Origin of the sequence: Microbacterium kunmingense, from assembly GCF_023155745.1 — a bacterium.
In the GTDB taxonomy this organism is placed as follows: Bacteria; Actinomycetota; Actinomycetes; order Actinomycetales; family Microbacteriaceae; genus Microbacterium; species Microbacterium kunmingense.
Map to the genome: position 1 here is coordinate 475,477 of NZ_JAKNUS010000001.1, position 19,335 is coordinate 494,811.

A 19,335-nucleotide genomic window follows, 5' to 3' on the forward strand; every position below is an offset into this window, starting at 1 on the left:
CCGGCGGGCCGAGCGGTGATCGTTTCACTCGCGTAACCGAGAAGACACATCGACCCTGTTATCGTTCGTGTCTGGGGACGGGTAAGCCTGGGGGGAAAGGCAGACGTGACGTCGAGCGTGAACATCGACGCGACAGGGACGTCGCCATCTATGGCGGAGAACGACGGGCGGCCGGCCACACCGGTCACCGGTCGAAACGGCGCAGCGCGCCCCGTTCAGGGCGCGCCGGCCGAGCAGGCACCGCGGCTGCACCGTTGGCGTCAGCTGTACGCCACCCGGCTGTGGTTCAGCGATCTTCTGGTGCTCATCTGGGTCGTGTTCGGAACGCAGCTCCTCTGGCTGGGTTTCGACAGCGGTGACGTCGCCACCGGCGACCTTCCCATCGAGCTGTCGTACTGGTTGTTCTCGGGCATCCTCGTGGTCCTGTGGATGGCCGTGCTGTCTCTGATTGATTCCCGCGATTACCGCATCATCGGCAACGGCAACGTCGAGTACATCCGCGTCGCCGACGCCAGTCTCCGCCTGTTCGGCGGCATCGCGATCGTCGCCTTCCTCCTTCAGATGCCGATCGCACGCGGATATCTGCTCGTCGCGCTGCCCCTCGGAATCGCGGCTCTGGTCCTCGAGCGGTGGCTGTGGCGGCAGTGGCTCATCGCTCGACGTATGACCGGCACGTACTCCGCCCGAGTCCTCCTGGTGGGTTCCGAGGCGTCGGTCACCCAGGTCGCGCGCGAGCTCCTGCGAAATCCGATCGCCGGCTATCAGGTCGTCGGCGCCTGCGTGCCCTCGGGCAGGCTCGCCGCCACCATCCCTGGCACCGACATCCCGGTGATGGGGAGCGTCGACGCCGTCGACCGTGCCGTGTGGATAACCGGCGCCGACACCGTTGCGGTGACGAGCACCGACGAGCTCCCGGCCGACAAGGTGAAGCAGATCTCTTGGAGCCTCGAGGCGGGTCGTCAGCACCTCGTCCTCGCACCGAGCATCGTCGATGTCGCCGGCCCGCGTCTTCACACCCGCCCGGTGGCCGGGCTCCCGCTCATTCACGTGGAGACTCCGAAGTTCACCGGCGGTCAGCGCTTCATCAAGCGCTCGGTCGACCTCGTAGCATCCGTCCTCGGTGTGATCGTCATCAGCCCGCTGCTGATCGCGCTCGCGATCACGGTACGCCTGACGAGCGATGGTCCGGTGTTCTTCCGTCAGACCCGCGTCGGGCTTAAGGGTCGCGAGTTCTCGATGATGAAGTTCCGCTCCATGGTCGTCAACGCCGAGGAGATGCTGGCCGACCTCGAGCGCGAGCAGCGGGACGCGGGCAACGAGGTGCTCTTTAAGATGAAGAACGACCCTCGGGTCACCCCGATCGGGCGGGTGATGCGCAAGTTCAGCCTCGACGAGCTGCCGCAGTTGTTCAACGTCATGGGCGGATCGATGTCGCTCGTCGGGCCGCGCCCGCCGCTGCCGAAGGAAGTCGCGCAGTACGCGACCCACGTGCACCGCCGATTCCTCGTCAAGCCGGGCATCACGGGCCTGTGGCAGGTGAGTGGGCGCTCGTCGCTGTCGTGGGAAGAGTCCGTACGCCTCGACCTCTCCTACGTGGAGAACTGGTCGCTCCTCGGCGACGTCGCGATCCTCCTAAAGACGGCAAAGGCGGCGCTGGCGCCCGGCGAGACCGCGCACTGACGGCAGCAGCGAGGACGCGTGGGTCGGCGGGGCTTCAACAACGCACTCGCGGCTCAACGTGGGTCGCTCCCTGGCGGTTCCAGACAAGAATGGCATGCACCAACGCCGTGAGGACGACACGCAGCGTTACGTCGACGAGACCCTCGCGGCCGTCGGTCGCATCGACGGCTTCTTCAACAACGCCGGCATCGAGGGGAAGCAGAACCTCACCGAGGACTTCTCGGCCGACGAGTTCGACCGCGTCGTGTCGATCAACCTGCGGGGTGTCTTCCTCGGCCTCGAGAAGGTGCTGAAGGTGATGCGCGAGCAGGGGAGCGGCGCCGTGGTGAACACAGCGAGCGTCGGCGGCATCCGCGGGATCGGACGTCAGTCGGGCAACGCCGCCGCCAAGCACGGCGTCGTGGGTCTCACCCGCAATTCGGCTGTGGAGGGGCATCCCGCGACCACCGACCTCGCCGTCACGGTCGTCCTCGGTATCCGCGACCGGGCCCTCGTCATCGTCGACGCCACCGCCGAGCCTAAGGATGACCTCCCCGACGTCGTGGAGGACGCCGTCCTCCCGCTCCTCGACGACCTTCTCGCCCCGCTCAAGGGCCAGCAGCTCTTCGACGTCGGTCCGATCATCACCGCCCTCGAGGCCGTGATCCCGAGCGCTGCCCCCGACCTTGCCCTGGGCGACGACGTGCTCGCCCTCCGCTTCGGCGCCGACGGCGCCTTCACCCCGCAGCTCGACTCCGCACTGACCCCACCCCACGACTGGGGTGTCTTCCTCGACGCCGACCAGACGCTCGACCTGGTGCGCCGTCGCGTCCCTCAGGGCGTCCCCGTCCAGCTGAGCTGGCAGCCGAACGGCCCCGACCCGGCGATCGGAGCCTCGCTGTCGTACCAGCTCGAGGTCGTCGGCCTCGAGGTCGCCGCCGTCGTCGCGGTGCTGACGGTGAAGCCGCAGTTCGTCGCCCCGTCCGTCCTGCGGCTAGCGGCATCGTGGGGCATCGACCTCACCGGCATCCTCAGCATCGGCGAAGCCGAAGCGCGACGGCAGATCCGCAGCGGCATCCGCCGCACCTTTGCCACCGCGACCCACGACGGCCCGCAGTCGTTCTTCTTCGACATCCCGCTCCCCGCGCTCCCCGACATCCTCGGTTCGGTTCCGTCCTGGGCCGGCATCGGTTCGAACCACGACGGGATGACCCTGGGCGGCCCCATCCGCCCGGTCCGCCTCGCGCCCCGCGACCTACTCGACGTCACCGTCTTCCGCTTCGGACGGCCCGTGTGGTGGGGCAGCTGCCGCGAGCGGGCGGCGGTGGGCAGCGGAAACCCGTCCCGCGGCTTCGCCTCCAATGACCCCGGCGTCCGCGTGCAGGCCGGCGTGAACTTCACCGACGCCGGCGCCCTGTGCAGTACGACTCTCTACCCACCGCACGACCGGCTCGCCCCGCTGCTCGGCGCCGACGCCGCCCGAGCCGGCTTCGACCTCACCGTCGGTCAGGCGCGCGCGATCACGAGGGACGTCCGTATGCTCGTCCGCACCGCGCGCGGCGCCCGTGTCGTCGATCTCGGGCGCCCGAGCATCCGGCAGAAGGATGACGGCAACCTCGACGTCCAGGTCAACTACATCGACGACTGCTTGTACCTCTCCGGGCCTTGGCTCAAGGTGATCCTCGGCCAGACGCTGACCCTCGACGACCTCAAGACCGGGCCGCTCGAAGATCCCGACTGGCTCGCGCGCCTCGGCGCCCACCGCGGTTTCAACAGTCACATCGTCACCCTCGACGGGTTGACCGCGGGCGAAGCCATCACGGCCACCGCGCCGGGGCTACGAGTGACGGTGTCCGCCGACGAGGCGGGGCGTGCGGTCGTGCCGGTGTTCGCAGCGATCGGAGCCGTCGCGCACGACGTCACCATTGAGCGCGTCTCACAGTTGCCGCTCACGGGCGCGGTGAGCGTGGAGACGACCGAGTTCCGTTGGCTCGCCGACCTGGGAGAAGCGGATGCTGCGGCTGTCCGCGACATCGCAGGCACGGTGTTCCTCGGGCGCAGCCTCCGAGGTGAGGCGTTCATCGACGAGTGGCAGCCCGACGGCGAGGCGATGCTCCTCCGACGCGACGGCAGCGAGGTGGAGTTGAACCCCCAGCCCCTCCCGCCCGAACCGCCCGAGGCTGCCCGCCTCGCGGCCACCGCTGGCATCCACGACGTCGTCTCCGCGCAGCTCGTCCCCGGCTTCGACGCGCGGCTCGCGATCGTGCAAACGAAGGATGGCCGCGGCGCGATCGTCGCCGCCGGATCGGGCGGCCGGGTCGTCGGAGAGTGGGAGGGCCCCCTGATCGGCGTTCACATGGAGGGCGGCCACGCGCTCGCGCGCAGCGGCGGCACGGTGCAGCTCTTCTCCGTGCGCCGGCCAGGCCGCGTCACCTTCCGGGATCGGGTCCCCGTCACCGGCTGACCCCCGGGGCTCGTCAGCTCATCGGTGGACAGTTCCGGTAGTACGCGACATCGTCGGCGATGCCTCGCTGCTGCCAGTTCTCCACGCGTGTGAAGAACCCGTGATCGAACCACGGGCCGTTGATCGGGTGCGGCTCGCTGTCGACGTGGGGGAGACGGGTGTTGTCGAAGCGTTGGCCGAGCACCCGCGCCGGTGACGCGGCCGACCGCAGCAGATCGGCCAGCACCACGCGGTCAAGGCCCACCCGGTAGACCATGGTGCGGGCGACGTTCTGCCTGATGGTCGCCCATTCGTCGCGTGAGCGACGCCGCGGAGGCGTGTGCATGAGCACGAGCATGTCGATCTTCATCCCCCTGCGCCGCCGCCGACAGCGCGACGTTGCCACCGTGACTGTGGGCGTAGACCGTGTTGATCGACGGCTCGCCGCGGGTGTCAGACACCCACCGCACGAGCGAGGTGCCCGCGTGCCACCGACCCGCGTCGTCGTAGGCGCTGGTCCAGCGGAAGTAGTGCTCTCCGGCGTGCAGGTCATCGGACGCATGGGTGCGGAAGTGTGTGTGCAGCGGTTCACCCGGCGCCCACCATCGCCGCGGCGAGAGCCGGGCCCACGTGCCGTGCACCGTCGCGCTCACCGTGGGCGGTCCGTCAACGCTCTTCGGCGCGCCTGCGACGCGCGTCCGCACCGAAGGCCGCGACGCAGCCCCCGCATCCGGCACGAGCGGCCCCGTCGCCCCCGGGCTCGCGACGCTCGACGGGACGCAATCGCCTGAACCTCGGGTGACGTCGACCTCGCCGCGTGGTGCAGCACGTCCCGCGCGGGCCCGTGGCTTCCCTTCGCCAGGCTGTCCAGCGCCTGCGCACTGACGACGCGTTCGAGCGCGGTCGGCGCGCTCAGCGAGAGCTCGAGAAGGTGCTTCAGATCCTCCGGCCTGCGCGAGGAGTCGACCTCCAGGTGCGCACTGCGGAGCACCGACAGGGGTGTGCGCGTCGACGAGGGAAGGGTGTCTCTCGTCGACGCGCTCCAGTCGACACCGGCGCCATCGGTGCTCAATGCGGCTGCGCCGAGCGCCTCGGCGTCGCCGCTGACCTCGTCGAACCAACGCCGATCGGGGAGCGCTGACAGCGACATCGTCTGCAGCCTCCCCGCACGGGTAGCCGCAGCACCGGCGGCTGCTGAGCCGAGCAGCGCGCTGTCGGGAACGAGGGCGTTGGCAACACGGAAGGCCATCCCCCTTTCCTAGCGGAAACGGCCAGAAGAGGATGCCGCGGCCCGCCCGTGTCGGTGGCCGACCGAGGTTACGGCCGCCCCATCCCGAAGTACTTCCACCCGGCAGCCCGCCAGGCTCCCGCGTCCAAGCAGTTACGCCCGTCGACGACGACCTTGCCGCGCACCAGTGACCCGGCGTGCTCCGGATCCAACTCGCGCCGGTACTCGCCCCACTCCGTCACCACGATCACGGCGTCGGCTTCGCGCAGCGCCTCGTCGCGATCCTCGACGTAGTTCAGCTGGGGATGCACCCGCTGAGCGTTCGCAATCGCGGCGGGATCGGTGATCGTCACCCAGGCGCCGAGCCCGTGCAGCTTGACCGCCACATCCAGCGCCGGGGAGTCACGGATGTCGTCGCTGTGGGGCTTGAAGGCCGCGCCGAGCACCGTGATGTTCTTCTTGAACACCGACCCGCCGAGCGCCTCGACGACGAGCTGGGCGGCGCGATCACGGCGACGCAGGTTGATCTCATCCACCTGACGCAAGAACGCAACAGATTCCCCGCGCCCCAGCTCCTCCGCACGGGCGGAGAACGCCCGGATATCCTTCGGCAGGCATCCGCCGCCGAACCCGATCCCTGCGCCGAGGAAACGTCGCCCGATCCGTGCGTCGTGCCCGATTGCGTCCGCGAGCTGCGTCACGTCGGCACCGGTGACTTCTGCGATTTCCGCCATGGCGTTGATGAACGAGATCTTCGTCGCAAGAAACGCGTTGGCCGACACCTTCACCAGCTCGGCCGTGGCGTAGTCGGTCACGATGAGAGGCGTGCCCTTCGCTACCGACGGGTGGTAAACCTCGCGAAGAACGGATGCCGCGGTCTCGCCCTCCTCGCCCGCAGGGACGCCGGCGACGAGGCGATCCGGGTCGATCGTGTCCTGCACCGCCCAGCCCTCGCGGAGAAACTCGGGGTTCCACACCAACGTCGCCCCTGTCGCCGTCACTCGGGGTGCGAGGCTCGCTGCTGTTCCGACAGGGACCGTCGACTTACCCGCGACGATGTCGCCCTCGGCAAGATAGGGGAGCAGCCCGTCGATCGCGGCGTTCACGAAGGTCAGGTCAGCGGCATATCCGTCTTTGACCTGCGGGGTCCCCACGCCAACGAAGTGCACCTTGGCGCCGGCAGCTGCAGACATGTCGGTCGTGAATCGCAAATTCCCCAGAGCGATGCCCTCGGTCAGGATCTCCTGCAGCCCAGGCTCAAAGAATGGCGCCTCGCCCTCCGACAGAGACGCGATCTTTCGCTCATCGACGTCGATGCCAACCACCTCGTGGCCGATCGAAGCCATCGCGGCCGCGTGGACGGCGCCGAGGTACCCACAACCGATGACGGACAAACGCATATGACTCCTGGGTTTCTGAGCAGAAATTGGTGAACCGGCGACTGACTGTCTAGCAGATACCAATGACGCAGCCGTTTCCCGAGCAGCAGACGGGTCGCGATCAGTCGGCCAAGCAGCCGGTGAGGGTCCTTTCCGACAGAGGTGGGCTTGTCCAGGACGCCGGGTTCTTCTCCAACGGCACCGCAGGACCAGCTTCGTCGGCGGACCACACCGTACGCCAGGGGCTCCCCGACTCCGTGCGCGAACACCGCACCACCGTCGACATCCCTGCACCGCTTCAACTGAGACCCGAGACCGGGGCCGCGGAAAAAGCCGTCGCCGAGGAGCGGGGCGATCTTGTCATCCCCGATGTACTGCACACAATTCCTGAGCGACCTGCGCCACCCCGCCCAAAGGCTCCTGCACGCGATGAACAATTCGAGCCCGAACTGCGACCGATCTCCCAACGCCCGATCGTGGAGCGGCGCCATGACCACCAGAATCTGCCGCACATCCGTTCAAGATCGACGTCGACAACGGGAAAGCACCATCGTGTTGTCAAAAACCGAAACCGGCTACTTTGACACACCCCCCGGAGTGATTGGATGCAGACGCGTCCCAGGCCCGCGCGCCTGAGTGCCCTTCATGCTCTCCCCCTTACTGCGATCGATTGTGGTTGTGAGGTGCGTACATGAGGCGTTCCGTCGCGCCTATGAGGCGTGACGACCATCTTCGATCACTAGGAGACTTGCTGGCTGCGGTCCGGTGGTGTGCGGAGCGTGCAATTGCTTTCGAGCTCGAAGGAACTTCGCGAGAAGCGGGCAGCCCCGCGATCAGTAGCGGGCCAGGGCTCTGGCAAACTCTTGGGTGCGCTTGGTTCATCCGGAAACCTAACTGGGAGGTGGCGAGATGCTGCTCGCTCTGTGGCTGACGCTCTGCCTGGTTATAGCGCTGCTGTTCCGTCATCGCCCTGTGGTTCTCATTGGGATCCTCATGGCCATCAAGTTCGCCGTGCCGAGCGTGGCTTCCTCTGCTATCACGGGGCTTGGCGGCTCTCAACTACACCCGTCCGCCTACCTACTGGCAGCTTGTCTCACTGTCCTGGTTCTGACCACGCCGCATCTCTTTGGCCGCGAGCTAGGCAGAAACTTCTGGCTCTACTTCGCTCTCATCGTCGGTTTCTTGCTCGCAGTCACCGTGACAGCCGCGACGAGACCCCCTTCGTCACTTCTCTCACTAATCGATTCGCTGGGGTTCGGGATTGTCCTATTCCTTATTGTTAGGGTCGCGTTCCTCAACCGCCCGGGATCAGTCTGTCTGCTAGCCCTCACATTCGTTTGGCTCGCGTCGATAGAGGCAATGATTGCTCTGGGCCAGTGGGCGACGGGGCGCACGTGGTTCTGGGAAAGTCAGATGGAGACCTATTATTGGTACAGCCCGGTCCTTACGCGCGCCACAGGAACAGTGGGGGCATGGCTCGACCTCGCAACGCTGCTGACAGTCGCTATTCCGCTTGCGGTCCTTATCGAGCGACAGCTCGTTCGGCTTGTGGTCGTTCTCGTCCTGCTGGCTGGCGTGCTCGTAACGGAGAGTCGACTATCGTTTGTGGTTGCTCTGGCGGCGGCGGCGTACGCCGTTCTTCGACGTCAGGCGAAGATGGAGATAAAGTTCGTCAGTCTGGCGGCGGCTGCCTTTGGGGCGTGGCTGCTGCTGACCAGTCCGCTCGTGTCGGGTGTCCTCGACAGATTCGCTGGCGACACATTGTCGACGTACGCGCGCCAGGTAGCTATCGAGCATTTCTCTCGAGGAGTTGGTGCTCAACCATTCTTCGGGACGGGCTACAACTCGAGCTTCGACGAGCGTGAAACCATCCTCTCGAGTTTCGAGAACGGCTACCTGATGTATGTTTGGGACTTTGGATGGTTGACCACGCTTCTGATCTTTGGCGCAGTCGTGTCACAGCCCATCATCGCTTTGCTTCGCGGAGGCGCGCCCTATGGAGTGATCCCTGCAAGCGCGATCGCGCTACTGCTCATGGCATCGCATTCCGGTTTACAGACTCGGGGACCGAGTATGTGGATCTTGTTCTTCGCAATAGCGCTTTGCGCTGTCGATCCTGCGGTCGGTCTGCCTAGGGAGGCGTCGAAGCCTGAGGCGAAGAAGGATCAAGTTGTCGATTAGTTTCCTGTGCGCTGGTGCCGCGCCTGTGGCGCGAACTTTACTGGCTCATCGCGAATGAGGGTGTAGTGCTGGTCTGAAGCCTCCGGCTTCGAGGAGCGATCTGGCGATGTAGCGGGTGAGGTTGCGGAAGTCCAGCGCGGAGCCTCGGAGGTGCTCGAGGCGGCCGTTGATCGCTTCGGTGGGGCCGTTGGACGTGCCGGGCCGGTCGAAGAACGCGAGGATGTCGGCGGCGCGTTGCTTCAATGTTCGCCCGAGTCGGCGGACCTCGGTGAGAGCGGCGGGGACGCCGCTGCTGACGGCGTCGATCACGGCTTGCATCAATTGCTTGCCGTTGGACTTGTCGGGTTCACGGTAGGAGGCGACGATGCGCTGGTAGACGCCCCAGGTCGCTTCGACCTCGACATGCTCCTCGACGGCGAACACCGCGTCCAGGCGGGCGGTCTGCTTCTCGGTGAGGAAGTGATGGCGCTCAGCGAATGTCCTCAGAGTTGCTCGGTGAAGTTCCCCGGGTCGCGGGGTAACGCTAGCGCAGGTTCGTGCCGGTGGTGGCGCGGCGGAGTTCGTCGGCGGCGGCGTGGTGGTTGCGGAGTCGGTAGGAGGCTCCGTCGAGGGTGACGACGACGCTGCGGTGGAGGAGTCGGTCGAGCATCGCGGCGGCGACGGTGGTGTCGCCGAGGATCTCTCCCCAGGCGCCGACGGGTCGGTTGGTTGTGAGAACGATCGATGTTTTCAGGTAGCGCTGGTTGATGACCTGGAATAGCGCTGAGGCGGCTTCACCGGGGAGGGGCAGGTAGCCGAGTTCGTCGATGATGAGCAGGGTGGGGCGGGCGAAGAACCGCATCATGGTCGCCCATTTGCCTTCGATCGCGGCGCGGTGGCAGCGGGCGGCGAGGTCGGCGGCGGAGGTGAAGTAGACCCGGTAGCCGGCGGTGACGGCGGCGTGTCCGAGGCCGGTTGCGATGTGGCTCTTCCCCACGCCGGGCGGTCCGATGAGGAGGACGTTGGTGGCGGTTTCGAGGTAGCGGCAGGTGGCGAGCTCGGCGAGCAGGCTCTGGTCGATGCCGGAGGCGTGGTCGAGGTCGAAGTCGGCGAGGGTTTGGCCGGTGGGAAGGTTCGCGAACCGGAACCTGCCCGCGAGGCGCCGCGCGTCCGTCGCGGTCACCTCGATCTGCAGCAGCCGTTCCAGCGCGGTCGTAAGGGTCCAGCCCTCCGCTTGCGCCTGATCGAGGACTTTCGGGAGGGCATCGGCGGCGTCGGCGAGTTTCAGGTCGGTGAAGTGGTTACGTAGCTGCTGGTAGGTGCTCGCTGCGGCTGTCATGGTGGTCATCGGAGGGTGTTCGTGTTCTTCGCGGCTCGCTCGTAGGCGGCCAGATCGATCACGGTCGAGATGGGCTGTCCGGTGCCGGTGAGCGCCTGCGCGGCGCGGAGAGCGGCGGGTCCGGGTGGGATGCGTTCCTTCCGGCGGTGCGGGCGTCCCGGCGGTGCCGATGCCATCGCGATAGCGTCCAGGGCGGTGACGTGCCCGGTGTCGCGGATCGTGACGCCGAGCCCGGGTTCCGCAACCTGGTGTCGAGCAACGACCGAGCCAGCGGCGGTGACGATGTCGATCGTGGGGGCGCCGAGACGTTGCTGAACGGTCACCTTCGCCGCAGCCAGCTCCGGTGGGACGCTGTAACGGTTGCCGCGCCAATCGATCAGAGCCTGCCGGGTCGCGGCGCGCTCTTCGGAGATCACCACCGGGAACACCGCCAGTGGCAGCGGGCGCAGCCGTTCCGCAGCGAACATCGCCGCCGCGGTGGTCGTCCCGGCCTCGCTCGCACGGGCCCGGCCGTCCTGCCCTTTCGCGAACGCGTCGACGCTGGCCTGGGCCTGTTCTAACGTCATCTCGTCGGCGAGGGTGCGCCACCAGCGTTGCGCGGCGGTGTGGTTGTTCTTCTCGACCACGCCCTTCCGGTTCCCGCTGCGAGGGCGGCAAGCGACGACCTGGACGGCGTAGTGCTTCGCGAACGCCGCGAACATGGGGGTGAGATCGTCGCTGCCTGTGCGCAGGACGGTGCGCATGCGGTCGAACCGCCAGACCTTGCTCACCCCGCCCAGCAGCGTGAGCAGTGTGGTCATCGCGGCCAGTAGATGCGGCAGATCCATCGACGGAGACAACACCGCCCGCCAGACTCCGGAGTGGGCGAGGGATCCGACCAGCAGGAACGCCTTCTTCGTCGGGAACGCCCATCCCGCTGGCGGGTCGGGCAACTCGAGCCAGTCGAACTGCGTTTCTTCTCCGGGAGGGTGCTCGATGATTGCGTTCGGTCGTTTCGTGACATGCGCGCATTCCAGACACGGCGGCCGAAGGCCCCGGTCACGGATCTGTCTGCTCAACGTCGGATAGGACCCCGCGAACCCCAGCGGACGCAACTCATCCAACAACGTTGCGACCCAGAGGTGCGGGTCGTCATCGAAGCGTTCCCGAACGTAGTCGACGAACGGAGCAAACGCGTCCGGCTCGCGCTTACGGCAAACACCGGGGACGCGTCGCCGTTCAAGTACGCACGGATGGTCTTACGGTCATGGCCGGTGCGACGAGCGATCTCACTGATCGTCATCCCCTGCCGTTTCAGAGCGTGGATATCCACGCTGCTCCTCTCTGAAAGCATGAGGAACAGGGCCTCCCTCGGAAGCTGGTGTGTGGTCAGAGACCACCAGCATCGAGGGAGGCCCGCCTCACGCGACGGAGCGACCCAGGGTGGGGAATTTCACCGAGCAGAAGTGAGGAATTTCAGTGAGCGCCGTCAGAAGCTCGCGCCGGTGTGGAGGGTGCGGCGGACACCGTAGAGCGGGTCGCCGGCGTGACCGCGGTGGCCGAGGGTGTCCTGCTGGACGCGTTGCCGGGTGCGGTCCAGGGCGTCGCCGGCGAGGCGGACGACGTGGAACGGGTCCATCACCGGGACCGCGTCGGGAAGCTCCTCGGCCGCGGCGGTCTTGAACCCGCTGAACCCGTCCATCGCGACGACCTCGATCTGCGTCGACCACGAGGAGGGGCGTGCGGCGAGCCACAGCTTGAACACCTGCTTCGACCGCCCCTCGACCATGTCCAGCAGCCGTGCCGGGCCCGTCTTCTCCCGGGCGGGGGTGAGGTCGATGATGACGGTGACGTATTTGTCGCCAAATCTCGTGTGACGCCAGACATGCTCGTCGACCCCGATCGTGGTGACCCCGTCGAACCTTGCCGGATCGTCGATGAGGCGGCGTCGGCCGTCCGCGAGAACGGCGGCGTTCGCGGCGCTCCAGGACACCCCGAGACCTGCGGCGACGCGGGTCACCGTGAGGTGATCGATGACGATACCCCGCAGCGCCCACCCCAGGCCACCACGGGAGATCTTCGCCCGCGGCGCCGCCGCCAGGCTCATGTCCTGCCGCCACGTCCGCTCGCAGTGGTCGCACCGGTAGCGGCGCACGCGGACAACCAGCGTCGTCGGCCGATGACCGAACGGTTCGTGAGCGAGTTCCCGCGTGACCGTGCCACGCGGGATACCCTCGGCACCGCAGTTCCGGCACCACGGATCCGACTCCGCCAGGCGACACTCGATCACCGCTCGGTCGGGTTCGATCAGCTGCCCTACAGCGACGAGTCCGAGCTCATCGAGGCGGCAGAACGTGGTCAGGTCAGGGGCCGCGAACGTAGGGTGGAGCACGTCGAGGTCTTTCGGCGATGGGCAGCGTGAAGAACTTCCATCATCCGGGAGACCTCGACCCCTACCCGGCCACCGACGCGCTCAACCGCTACACCCTCATTCGCGAAGAGCCACTTCACTCTCTGACGAGACTGCTGAGTTGGGCTGTCCAATAGGATCCGCGGTGGCGCTGCGATAGTGCGACAGAGCCGAGCGCTGGCACAGGTGAGAGATCGAGGCGATCGGGTGGTGTAGCCTCATGCCGTGGCGCTCGGCGCGTGCGCGCCAGATCATTCTGGACGGGCGGCTTTCTATTTGTAGGGCTCGCTTCGATCGAGTTCATGGAGAGTGCTGCGTTGGCAAGATTCTTAATTGCGATATCGACCTACCGGCGGCCCGACGGGTTGCGTCGCCTGCTGGCCACTGTCGTCGAGTCAACCGCCCGCGCCTCGAACGTCGACGTGTTGGTTGTCGACAACGACACGATGCCCTCGGCTCAAGTGATAGCTGAGGAGTACGCACCGTTCGCGACCTATGTTCACGAACCTCGCCCGGGCATAGCTAGTGCTCGGAACCGGAGTCTGGAGTCCTTCGATGAGCGGTATGAGGCGATCGTGTTCGTCGACGATGATGAGTGGGTCGATGCGCAGTGGTGGGATGCTCTAACCTCTTTTGCGACCGAGAGTGGGGCGGACGTGGTCCAAGGGCCAGTCCTGACTATCATTCCGCCGGGTTCGCCGAAGTGGGTACGTGCTGGGGGCTTTTATCAGCGACCACTCCTCGTAAACGGGACCCGGCTCGATAGCGCTGCAACCAACAACACACTGCTTCGCCGCGAGGCCTGGGTACGTGGCGGATGCCCGCGGTTCGATCACGCGTTTTCAGAATCAGGTGGGTCAGATTGGGATCTGTTCTGGGGGTTGCGTCGCTCAGGTGCGCGGATTCTGTTCTGCTCTGACGCCGTTGTTTCCGAGGATGTGCCTGACGACCGCCTCCGGTGGGCGTGGATACGCAGACGTTACATCCGCAACGGTATGGTCGGCACGCGAGTGATTATCAAGCACGGCGATAGTCTCGTGCTCTATCTCCTCCGAGCCAGTGCGGTTGGAGCGATCGGTGTTGCCGAGGTCATTCGAGACCTGGTTCTGATGCGCGGATTTCGGGCTCGCGCCTTGTCCAGGGTGTTCGTTTCTATCGGAAAATTTGCACCTTTATTCGGTGGCACGATCAAGGAGTACAAACGCTCATGAATCCCTCGGTCTTTTGTCATGTACGCGCGAAAGTGACCCACCCGATCGGTGCGCCCACCGGGTGGTCGAACTAGTATGTCGGGCAAGTTCGGCTACTGGTTACGACGTCCACTCGTCATACTTTGGATGGTCGGGCTTGAACTTCAGGCGCGGCTGGGGAGGTCTCCAGTCGCGGTCGCGGGTGGCCCAGTCGTGTCGCTGACGTCGTATGGCGCCCGGGTCAAGAAATGCCACATCGCGGTCGAGAGCATCGCGCGTGGGCGCCTTCAGCCAGGGAAATTGATTCTCTGGCTTGACGACGCTGCGCTGCTCTCTGATTTGAGTCGTGGGCTGCGTCGGCAGCAGAGCCGAGGTCTTGAGATTCGCATTGCGGCCAATTATGGACCCCACACGAAATACTTCCCGGCGGTGCTCAGCGGAATTGCTGACGACGGACTAGTTACGGCAGATGACGATGTCTTGTATCCTCGCAATTGGTTGCGCAAGTTGATGGACGCTCAAAGCTCGAATCCCGGTTGTGTCGTGGCATATCGCGCACGGCAAATCACCCTGGACGCCCACGGCGACATTGCGAAATATCATGACTGGCCGTTCAGCGAAGGTCGTACACCGCGTGTGAGCAACTTTGCGACCGGCCATTCGGGAGTCAGCTATCCGAGTTCGATGATCGACGCCCTGCGCTCCCGAGGGGCCGCATTCGAAAGCTGCGCGCCAAGAGCCGATGACGTGTGGCTTCACTATGTTGCCTTCGAGTCGGGGCACATGGTCACTCTCGTCCACAGCAGATCCGTCTCATTTGACACAGTCTCGGGCACTCAGAAGGGCGCACTCAAACACAGTAACGTCGGTAACGCGGCGAACGACGAGCAGATCGAGGCCACATACGTGCCTGCACGTCGAGAGGCGCTTATTGCCAGGATCCGGTCCGAGGCGGTGGACGGCTCAAGGCATGCCTAGCAGTGGTAGGGGGGCACGCCATGTATTTATTGTGGCCATAGGTAACTTCTCCTCTCCGCTCGTCGCCCTGTTGACAGCTCCGTTACTAGCTCAGGCTTTGGGCGCGGCGGGACGCGGGGAGGTGGCGGCAGCGACGGCGCCGCTGATGCTTCTGGCTGCTGCGTTGACAATGGGCTTCCCGGAAGCCGTGACTCACCTCGTCGCGCGAGCCTCGGGAGTTCACATATCGCGCGTAGTCGTTCTCGTGGCTCTAGTTCTCTTCTTGGGCGGTCTCGGAACTGGGCTCGTCTGGATATGCGCACCCGGTCTGGCGGCGGGGGACAGCGTACTCACCGAGCTCATTCGTCTATGCTCGCTCGCCCTTGCCCCCGCACTCGTTATCGGTGTCGTGCGAGGCGTTGCCCGAGGACTGCAGAAGTGGAATCTGGTCGTCACCGACCAGGTGTTGGCATCGACCTTTAAGCTCGTTGCGCTCGCAGCGCTGGTAATCACTGATGATTTGACCCCTTTGACAGCGGCGGTGACGTTGAGCAGCTCGCTTCTAGTCGGAGCTCTCGCCTACATGCCACTCCTATGGGCGAGGCGATCTCCGGGTTCGCACCTGTCAATTCGCGGCACGGTCGCTTTCGGGCTGGCGGTCTGGCCTGGTGCCATAGCGGGGGTCGTGCTCTCCCGACTAGATCAGCTATTGATCATCCCGCTCTCCTCGGCAGCCGTGCTCGGAGTGTACGCCGTCGCGGTGAGCCTGTCTGATGCCGCCCGAATGTTCAACGCCGCCGTTCGCGACATCATGTTCGCACGTCAATCTGCGCGTGTTGATGACCAAGCGCTAGCGATCGCTGCTCGTATCTCGACATTGATCACCCTTTTAATCGCCATAATCGTTACGTTGCTCTCGATACCACTATCAGTTCCCATCTTCGGCCCGCAGTTCAGCCAGGTTCCTCTGGTTCTGGGAATACTGATGTTCGGGGCGGTGATCGGAAACCCGGGCTCTGTGCTCGGATCCGGTTTGGCCGCGCGTGGACGTCCGCTCCTGCGCAGTGTTGCCATGCTGGCTGGCATCGGCGTTAACGTCGGTATGCTGATCGCGCTGGTGCCCAACCTGGGAGCCGTGGGCGCAGCGATAGCGGCAGCGCTCGCAAACGCCTTGACTGGACAGTTGGTCGCGTTCATGGCGGGCAGGGTCCTGCGTTTGCGGGCACGCGAGATGCTCATTCCTACGAGCGCCGATGTTCAGTTGACCCTACGACTTGTGATCGCGCTGCTGAAACGGCGCTGAATAGCTAGCTTCCCCTGCTCGCGCGGCCAGCGTTTCGAAGGATACGCCAGGTCGCGGAGTTGTCTAGCAGGGTGAGCGGATAAAGAGCGACGTGAGCGAGCCAGGCGGTAATCCGGCGCTCTCTAGAGACCAAGGCGAGCCACACCGACGCGCGGGTGTAGGAGGGGCCTCGGCGGTAGTACCCGCAGAAATGTGCGATACCGGGTGCAACCGGCCGGCCATTTTTCTGAAACTTGGCGAGCCTTCTGGGCAAGCTGATCACCATTCTGCCTGAGAGACCGATGGGTGTGCACATGACCGTTCCGTCATCCGGGTCCGCATCGACATGGCTCTTCGCCATTCCAAGACTCAGGAGCGGTTCGTCAGCGACGGGGATCTCGGCTCTAAAATCTCCGAATCCGAGATTCCCGTACTCGCCCCAGAATGTTCGAGCGTTGTTGAAGACGGATGCAGAAACCGGTCCCCTTTCCCAGTAGATGAATCCACTATTGAATTTTGACATGGGTCCCTCGATGCCGCACCGCTCCCGTAGCGCAGCGATGTCACCTCCAAACCACGATCCCGCATAGTGTTGTCCACCTACGACAATGAATTCGTGCCCGCGGAAACGCGACCAGATATCGTCCAAAGACCGCGTCACCAGGCAGTCACTGTCGACGAACATCGTTCGTTCAAATGGAGAATATTCGTCGAGAAGAAGCTTGTGGTAAAGGGATGGACCATGCGTCGCATCCAGGGGGATGACGATGTCAAAGTCCTGGAGATCCTCATCCAATAGGTCAGTAACGAGGGCAATGGGTCGACCGGGGGAGAGGAGCCTGATACTACGAGCAAGATTCCGCGCAATGCGAACATAGTAGGGGTTACCGAAGGCAACCGTTATGTAACCTTCTGTGGTCACATCGACCTTCTTAATCATAAGCCTATCTGCCTAATGCCGGGTGCTGCGGCTTTCGCGGTCGGAGATACGTGAATCACTTTCTGTTGAGACGCGCCAGGATTTCCTCCGCTTTGCTTTCCCACCGAACCGATTCGGGGAGGGTCGACAGGTTACGTGGCACGCGGTCGTTTTCGTTGGTCCACCGTCTAATGGCGTCGGCGTGCTCCGCGCGAGGAAGTATCGTGACACCCGATAGGCCTCTGCGATCGGCGCCCTGTACGGGAGTGGTTAGGGTGGGCAGTCCGGCCGCGCGATATTCGTATGTCTTGATGACATCTCCCCCGACTTCGCCTTCGCCCACCCGATGTGGTACCCATCCGACATCGAACGTCTGCAGCAATCTGGGTACATCCTGGTAATGGACATCGCCCACCAATTCGATGTTAGGGACGTTCTCGAGCGGGGTGCGATACTCGCTGTCGAGAATCGGCCCCGCGAACACGAAGCGTACGTGCGGCAGATCTCGAGCCGTACCGACGATCAGCTCCAGATCGAGTCGCTTCCCAATCTTCCCGACATACCCGATTGTGATAGGTCCTACCGCGAGTGGTGATCTGTCGAATCGTTCCGGATCACACCCGTTCGGCAAGAACACAACATCGTGTCGGCCGAATCGCTTTGCCAGTTCTACGGTACCCTCCGCGTTCGCGGTCACAACGTGCGCGTGCGAGAACAACTCGCGATACGCCTCTTCCACTTTGGAACGGACGCCGGCGAAAGCGTAGTGAATCGTCCAGTCGTCGAGGAGATCGAACGCAACGGGGAGTCCGGACGAAACGACGTCGGGCCACACATTCGATAGCGCCAGAAACGGGTTCCATGTAACAACTGGCGTTGGGGCCGCGTGGCGTTGGTAGGCATTGAGAGACGAGACCCACCATCTCTGTCGATCGCGCAAGGGCGGCAGCGCCCAACTAAGGCTATCCACCGGGTGAGTATTCCTGGCGACTGAAGCCGCTGGATACGTTCGAAACGGGGCCAACAGACGAGGCTCTGGACGCGAGAAAACCGAAACGGACCCCGCGTTCTCTCGTTCCAAGATCTTTGCAAACCACTCAATGAGGTGGCCGTCTCGGGTGCGGTACCCCTCGTTCGACAACTTGTATTGGCCGTGCATAGGAAAGGCCGCCAGCCCTGTTCTGCCCATGTCATTCATGCTGGCTCTTCTCGATCGTGGCCGGTTGCGCCGGTCTGGAGTACCATTTCGTAGGCTTCCAGCACAGACCGCCATGTGTACAGCTCTTGCGATCGTGAAAGGTTCAGTGCGGAAAGACGATCTTGGGCGTCGGGGTCAAATGCGAGATCAAGAATTGCTTCGGCGATCGCGTGTGGCTTTGCATCGCAGAACACCGAGTCGTCGCCAAGCACCTCGCGATTGTAGACAGTGTCTCGGGCAACGATCGGCGTCGCAGCGGCGAGGGCTTGTACGAGCGTGGGATTCGTCCCACCGACGCTATGGCCATGAAAGTACACAGCGGCATGCTGCCATAGCGCGAAAAGGCGGCGATCATCGCTGATATGCCCGAGCCACTTAACTTGCCCATTTCGGGCCGCAATTTGTCCGGCTTTGGCATCGAGTTCGCCACCGTACCCAGATGAGCCGACAATGACGACCGGCAAATGTTTCGCGATTTCCTCGGCGGCATCCAAGAATTGCGGAATGGTGTTCTCTGGAACGAAGCGCGCAACTGCAAGGACGTAGCCTCGGTGCGCGAGGCCCGGCTCGACTGGCAAACTCGGGATCTCGTCACCGCCATACGGAATGAAAACCCCATCCCGCCCAAAGTCCGCTCTCCATCGACGCCCGATCTCGTGGGAGTCGAACACCAGGGTATCCCCGAAACGCGCGCTGAGTCTCGCCCCGGTCTTGAACATGGTCCTCGCTAAGCGGCCCCACTTTGCTCGATCCCACTCGATCCCATCGACATTCACGACCGTTCGTATTCCCCTTAGCTTTAGCAGAGGAAGAAAGAAGCCATTCGCGACGTTCATCACCAGCGCCACGTCAGGCTTGTAGCGCAGCGCGTGGAGGGAAGCCGTAAGGCCATACGACAGGGTGCTGACGGACTTCGTCTCAACGCCCCAAGTGGGGACTGATGCCACGCGAGGGTCCCGAGTGGGGTCGTCCATCTTTACGGCGCCCGGTCTGCTGTACACCGTGACATCCCAACCCTTGTCCGCGAGAAACGGCGCAAGCTTCCTAACTGCAGTCTCGAAGCCGCCGTAGTAGCTTGGGTACCCGCGTGTGCCGATGATGGAGATAGAGGGCAAGGTGGGCCTTTCAGCTTGCTCAATGTCGGTTCGGTAGTAATTGAAGGATCTGCGGCCGGCGTCGTGCATGCGAGGCG

Annotated in this window: 16 protein-coding genes and 2 pseudogenes; 7 read left to right on the forward strand and 11 right to left on the reverse strand. The window is 64.4% G+C overall.

Features of this window, described 5'->3' with window-relative positions:
* Positions 1-150: 150 nt before the first annotated feature.
* Both MA875_RS02440 and MA875_RS02445 read left to right on the forward strand, forming a co-directional pair.
* Positions 151-1,680, forward strand: coding sequence for a sugar transferase (locus MA875_RS02440; protein ID WP_248240049.1), 1,530 nt, complete (start codon positions 151-153; stop codon positions 1,678-1,680).
* Positions 1,681-1,774: 94 nt separating this feature from the next.
* Positions 1,775-4,123, forward strand: coding sequence for an SDR family NAD(P)-dependent oxidoreductase (locus MA875_RS02445; RefSeq protein ID WP_248240050.1), 2,349 nt, complete (start codon positions 1,775-1,777; stop codon positions 4,121-4,123).
* A 13-nt stretch (positions 4,124-4,136) separates the two neighbouring features.
* Here the strand turns inward: MA875_RS02445 and MA875_RS02450 are convergent, their stop codons facing one another.
* The 3 genes from MA875_RS02450 to MA875_RS02460 form a co-directional block, all read right to left on the reverse strand.
* The gene (locus MA875_RS02450) at positions 4,137-4,472 is read right to left on the reverse strand and encodes a hypothetical protein (RefSeq protein ID WP_248240052.1); all 336 of its coding nucleotides are present in this window, start codon (positions 4,470-4,472) and stop codon (positions 4,137-4,139) included.
* 279 nt (positions 4,473-4,751) lie between these two features.
* The gene (locus tag MA875_RS02455; RefSeq protein ID WP_248240053.1) at positions 4,752-5,351 is read right to left on the reverse strand and encodes a hypothetical protein; all 600 of its coding nucleotides are present in this window, start codon (positions 5,349-5,351) and stop codon (positions 4,752-4,754) included.
* A gap of 68 nt (positions 5,352-5,419) precedes the next feature.
* A complete protein-coding gene (locus MA875_RS02460; RefSeq protein ID WP_248240055.1) occupies positions 5,420-6,730 on the reverse strand; it encodes a UDP-glucose dehydrogenase family protein in 1,311 nt (436 codons plus the stop codon).
* Between the two features lie 62 nt (positions 6,731-6,792).
* Between MA875_RS02460 and MA875_RS02465 the strand changes: the two genes are divergently transcribed.
* Positions 6,793-7,293, forward strand: a complete 501-nt coding sequence (locus MA875_RS02465; RefSeq protein WP_248240056.1) for a hypothetical protein — start codon at positions 6,793-6,795, stop codon at positions 7,291-7,293.
* Between the two features lie 325 nt (positions 7,294-7,618).
* A complete protein-coding gene (locus MA875_RS02470) occupies positions 7,619-8,890 on the forward strand; it encodes a hypothetical protein (protein ID WP_248240057.1) in 1,272 nt (423 codons plus the stop codon).
* Between the two features lie 45 nt (positions 8,891-8,935).
* Here the strand turns inward: MA875_RS02470 and MA875_RS02475 are convergent.
* The 5 genes and pseudogenes from MA875_RS02475 to MA875_RS02490 form a co-directional block, all read right to left on the reverse strand.
* A pseudogene (locus tag MA875_RS02475) lies at positions 8,936-9,385 on the reverse strand (transposase); the annotation flags it as partial.
* A 28-nt stretch (positions 9,386-9,413) separates the two neighbouring features.
* Positions 9,414-10,217 carry an IS21-like element helper ATPase IstB gene (istB, locus tag MA875_RS02480; RefSeq protein WP_248240058.1) on the reverse strand — a complete coding sequence of 268 codons (804 nt, stop codon included), beginning with the start codon at positions 10,215-10,217 and terminating at the stop codon, positions 9,414-9,416.
* Positions 10,214-11,140 (reverse strand): Mu transposase domain-containing protein, encoded by a 927-nt coding sequence (locus MA875_RS02485; protein ID WP_248240059.1) that lies wholly within the window; start codon positions 11,138-11,140, stop codon positions 10,214-10,216. The genes istB and MA875_RS02485 overlap by 4 nt, the downstream gene beginning before the upstream one ends.
* 122 nt (positions 11,141-11,262) lie before the next feature.
* Complete coding sequence (locus tag MA875_RS17895; protein WP_372492502.1) at positions 11,263-11,541, reverse strand: helix-turn-helix domain-containing protein; 279 nt, start codon at positions 11,539-11,541, stop codon at positions 11,263-11,265.
* Between the two features lie 144 nt (positions 11,542-11,685).
* A pseudogene (locus MA875_RS02490) lies at positions 11,686-12,579 on the reverse strand (ISL3 family transposase); the annotation flags it as partial.
* A gap of 320 nt (positions 12,580-12,899) precedes the next feature.
* Between MA875_RS02490 and MA875_RS02495 the strand changes: the two are divergent.
* The 3 genes from MA875_RS02495 (at position 12,900) to MA875_RS02505 (ending at position 16,047) form a co-directional block, all read left to right on the forward strand.
* Positions 12,900-13,808 carry a glycosyltransferase family 2 protein gene (locus MA875_RS02495; RefSeq protein WP_248240060.1) on the forward strand — a complete coding sequence of 303 codons (909 nt, stop codon included), beginning with the start codon at positions 12,900-12,902 and terminating at the stop codon, positions 13,806-13,808.
* A gap of 192 nt (positions 13,809-14,000) precedes the next feature.
* Complete coding sequence (locus MA875_RS02500; RefSeq protein ID WP_248240061.1) at positions 14,001-14,765, forward strand: hypothetical protein; 765 nt, start codon at positions 14,001-14,003, stop codon at positions 14,763-14,765.
* Complete coding sequence (locus MA875_RS02505; protein WP_248240063.1) at positions 14,758-16,047, forward strand: oligosaccharide flippase family protein; 1,290 nt, start codon at positions 14,758-14,760, stop codon at positions 16,045-16,047. Before MA875_RS02500 ends, MA875_RS02505 begins: the two co-directional genes overlap by 8 nt.
* Positions 16,048-16,051: 4 nt before the next feature.
* Here MA875_RS02505 and MA875_RS02510 read toward each other — a convergent pair whose 3' ends face one another.
* Genes MA875_RS02510 through MA875_RS02520 form a run of 3 tightly spaced genes read right to left on the reverse strand, consistent with a single transcriptional unit; the run spans position 16,052 to position 19,327 of the window.
* A complete protein-coding gene (locus MA875_RS02510) occupies positions 16,052-16,966 on the reverse strand; it encodes a glycosyltransferase family protein (protein WP_248240064.1) in 915 nt (304 codons plus the stop codon).
* Positions 16,967-17,021: 55 nt separating this feature from the next.
* Positions 17,022-18,143: a glycosyltransferase gene (locus MA875_RS02515; RefSeq protein ID WP_248240065.1), complete on the reverse strand. Its 1,122-nt coding sequence runs from the start codon at positions 18,141-18,143 to the stop codon at positions 17,022-17,024.
* Positions 18,140-19,327 carry a glycosyltransferase gene (locus tag MA875_RS02520; RefSeq protein WP_248240066.1) on the reverse strand — a complete coding sequence of 396 codons (1,188 nt, stop codon included), beginning with the start codon at positions 19,325-19,327 and terminating at the stop codon, positions 18,140-18,142. The genes MA875_RS02515 and MA875_RS02520 overlap by 4 nt, the downstream gene beginning before the upstream one ends.
* Between the last annotated feature and the right edge of the window lie 8 nt (positions 19,328-19,335).

What these genes read in the sequence shown, in the direction of transcription:
- MA875_RS02470 (WP_248240057.1), top strand. Translation starts at nt 7,619, where the DNA reads ATGCTGCTCGCTCTGTGGCTGACGCTCTGCCTGGTTATAGCGCTGCTG.
- MA875_RS17895 (WP_372492502.1), bottom strand. Translation starts at nt 11,541, where the DNA reads ATGCTTTCAGAGAGGAGCAGCGTGGATATCCACGCTCTGAAACGGCAG.
- MA875_RS02510 (WP_248240064.1), bottom strand. Translation starts at nt 16,966, where the DNA reads ATGATTAAGAAGGTCGATGTGACCACAGAAGGTTACATAACGGTTGCC.
- MA875_RS02450 (WP_248240052.1), bottom strand. Translation starts at nt 4,472, where the DNA reads ATGAAGATCGACATGCTCGTGCTCATGCACACGCCTCCGCGGCGTCGC.
- MA875_RS02505 (WP_248240063.1), top strand. Translation starts at nt 14,758, where the DNA reads ATGCCTAGCAGTGGTAGGGGGGCACGCCATGTATTTATTGTGGCCATA.
- MA875_RS02515 (WP_248240065.1), bottom strand. Translation starts at nt 18,143, where the DNA reads ATGAATGACATGGGCAGAACAGGGCTGGCGGCCTTTCCTATGCACGGC.
- MA875_RS02440 (WP_248240049.1), top strand. Translation starts at nt 151, where the DNA reads ATGGCGGAGAACGACGGGCGGCCGGCCACACCGGTCACCGGTCGAAAC.
- MA875_RS02445 (WP_248240050.1), top strand. Translation starts at nt 1,775, where the DNA reads ATGCACCAACGCCGTGAGGACGACACGCAGCGTTACGTCGACGAGACC.
- MA875_RS02460 (WP_248240055.1), bottom strand. Translation starts at nt 6,730, where the DNA reads ATGCGTTTGTCCGTCATCGGTTGTGGGTACCTCGGCGCCGTCCACGCG.
- MA875_RS02520 (WP_248240066.1), bottom strand. Translation starts at nt 19,327, where the DNA reads ATGCACGACGCCGGCCGCAGATCCTTCAATTACTACCGAACCGACATT.
- MA875_RS02455 (WP_248240053.1), bottom strand. Translation starts at nt 5,351, where the DNA reads ATGGCCTTCCGTGTTGCCAACGCCCTCGTTCCCGACAGCGCGCTGCTC.
- MA875_RS02495 (WP_248240060.1), top strand. Translation starts at nt 12,900, where the DNA reads ATGGAGAGTGCTGCGTTGGCAAGATTCTTAATTGCGATATCGACCTAC.
- MA875_RS02465 (WP_248240056.1), top strand. Translation starts at nt 6,793, where the DNA reads ATGACGCAGCCGTTTCCCGAGCAGCAGACGGGTCGCGATCAGTCGGCC.
- istB (WP_248240058.1), bottom strand. Translation starts at nt 10,217, where the DNA reads ATGACCACCATGACAGCCGCAGCGAGCACCTACCAGCAGCTACGTAAC.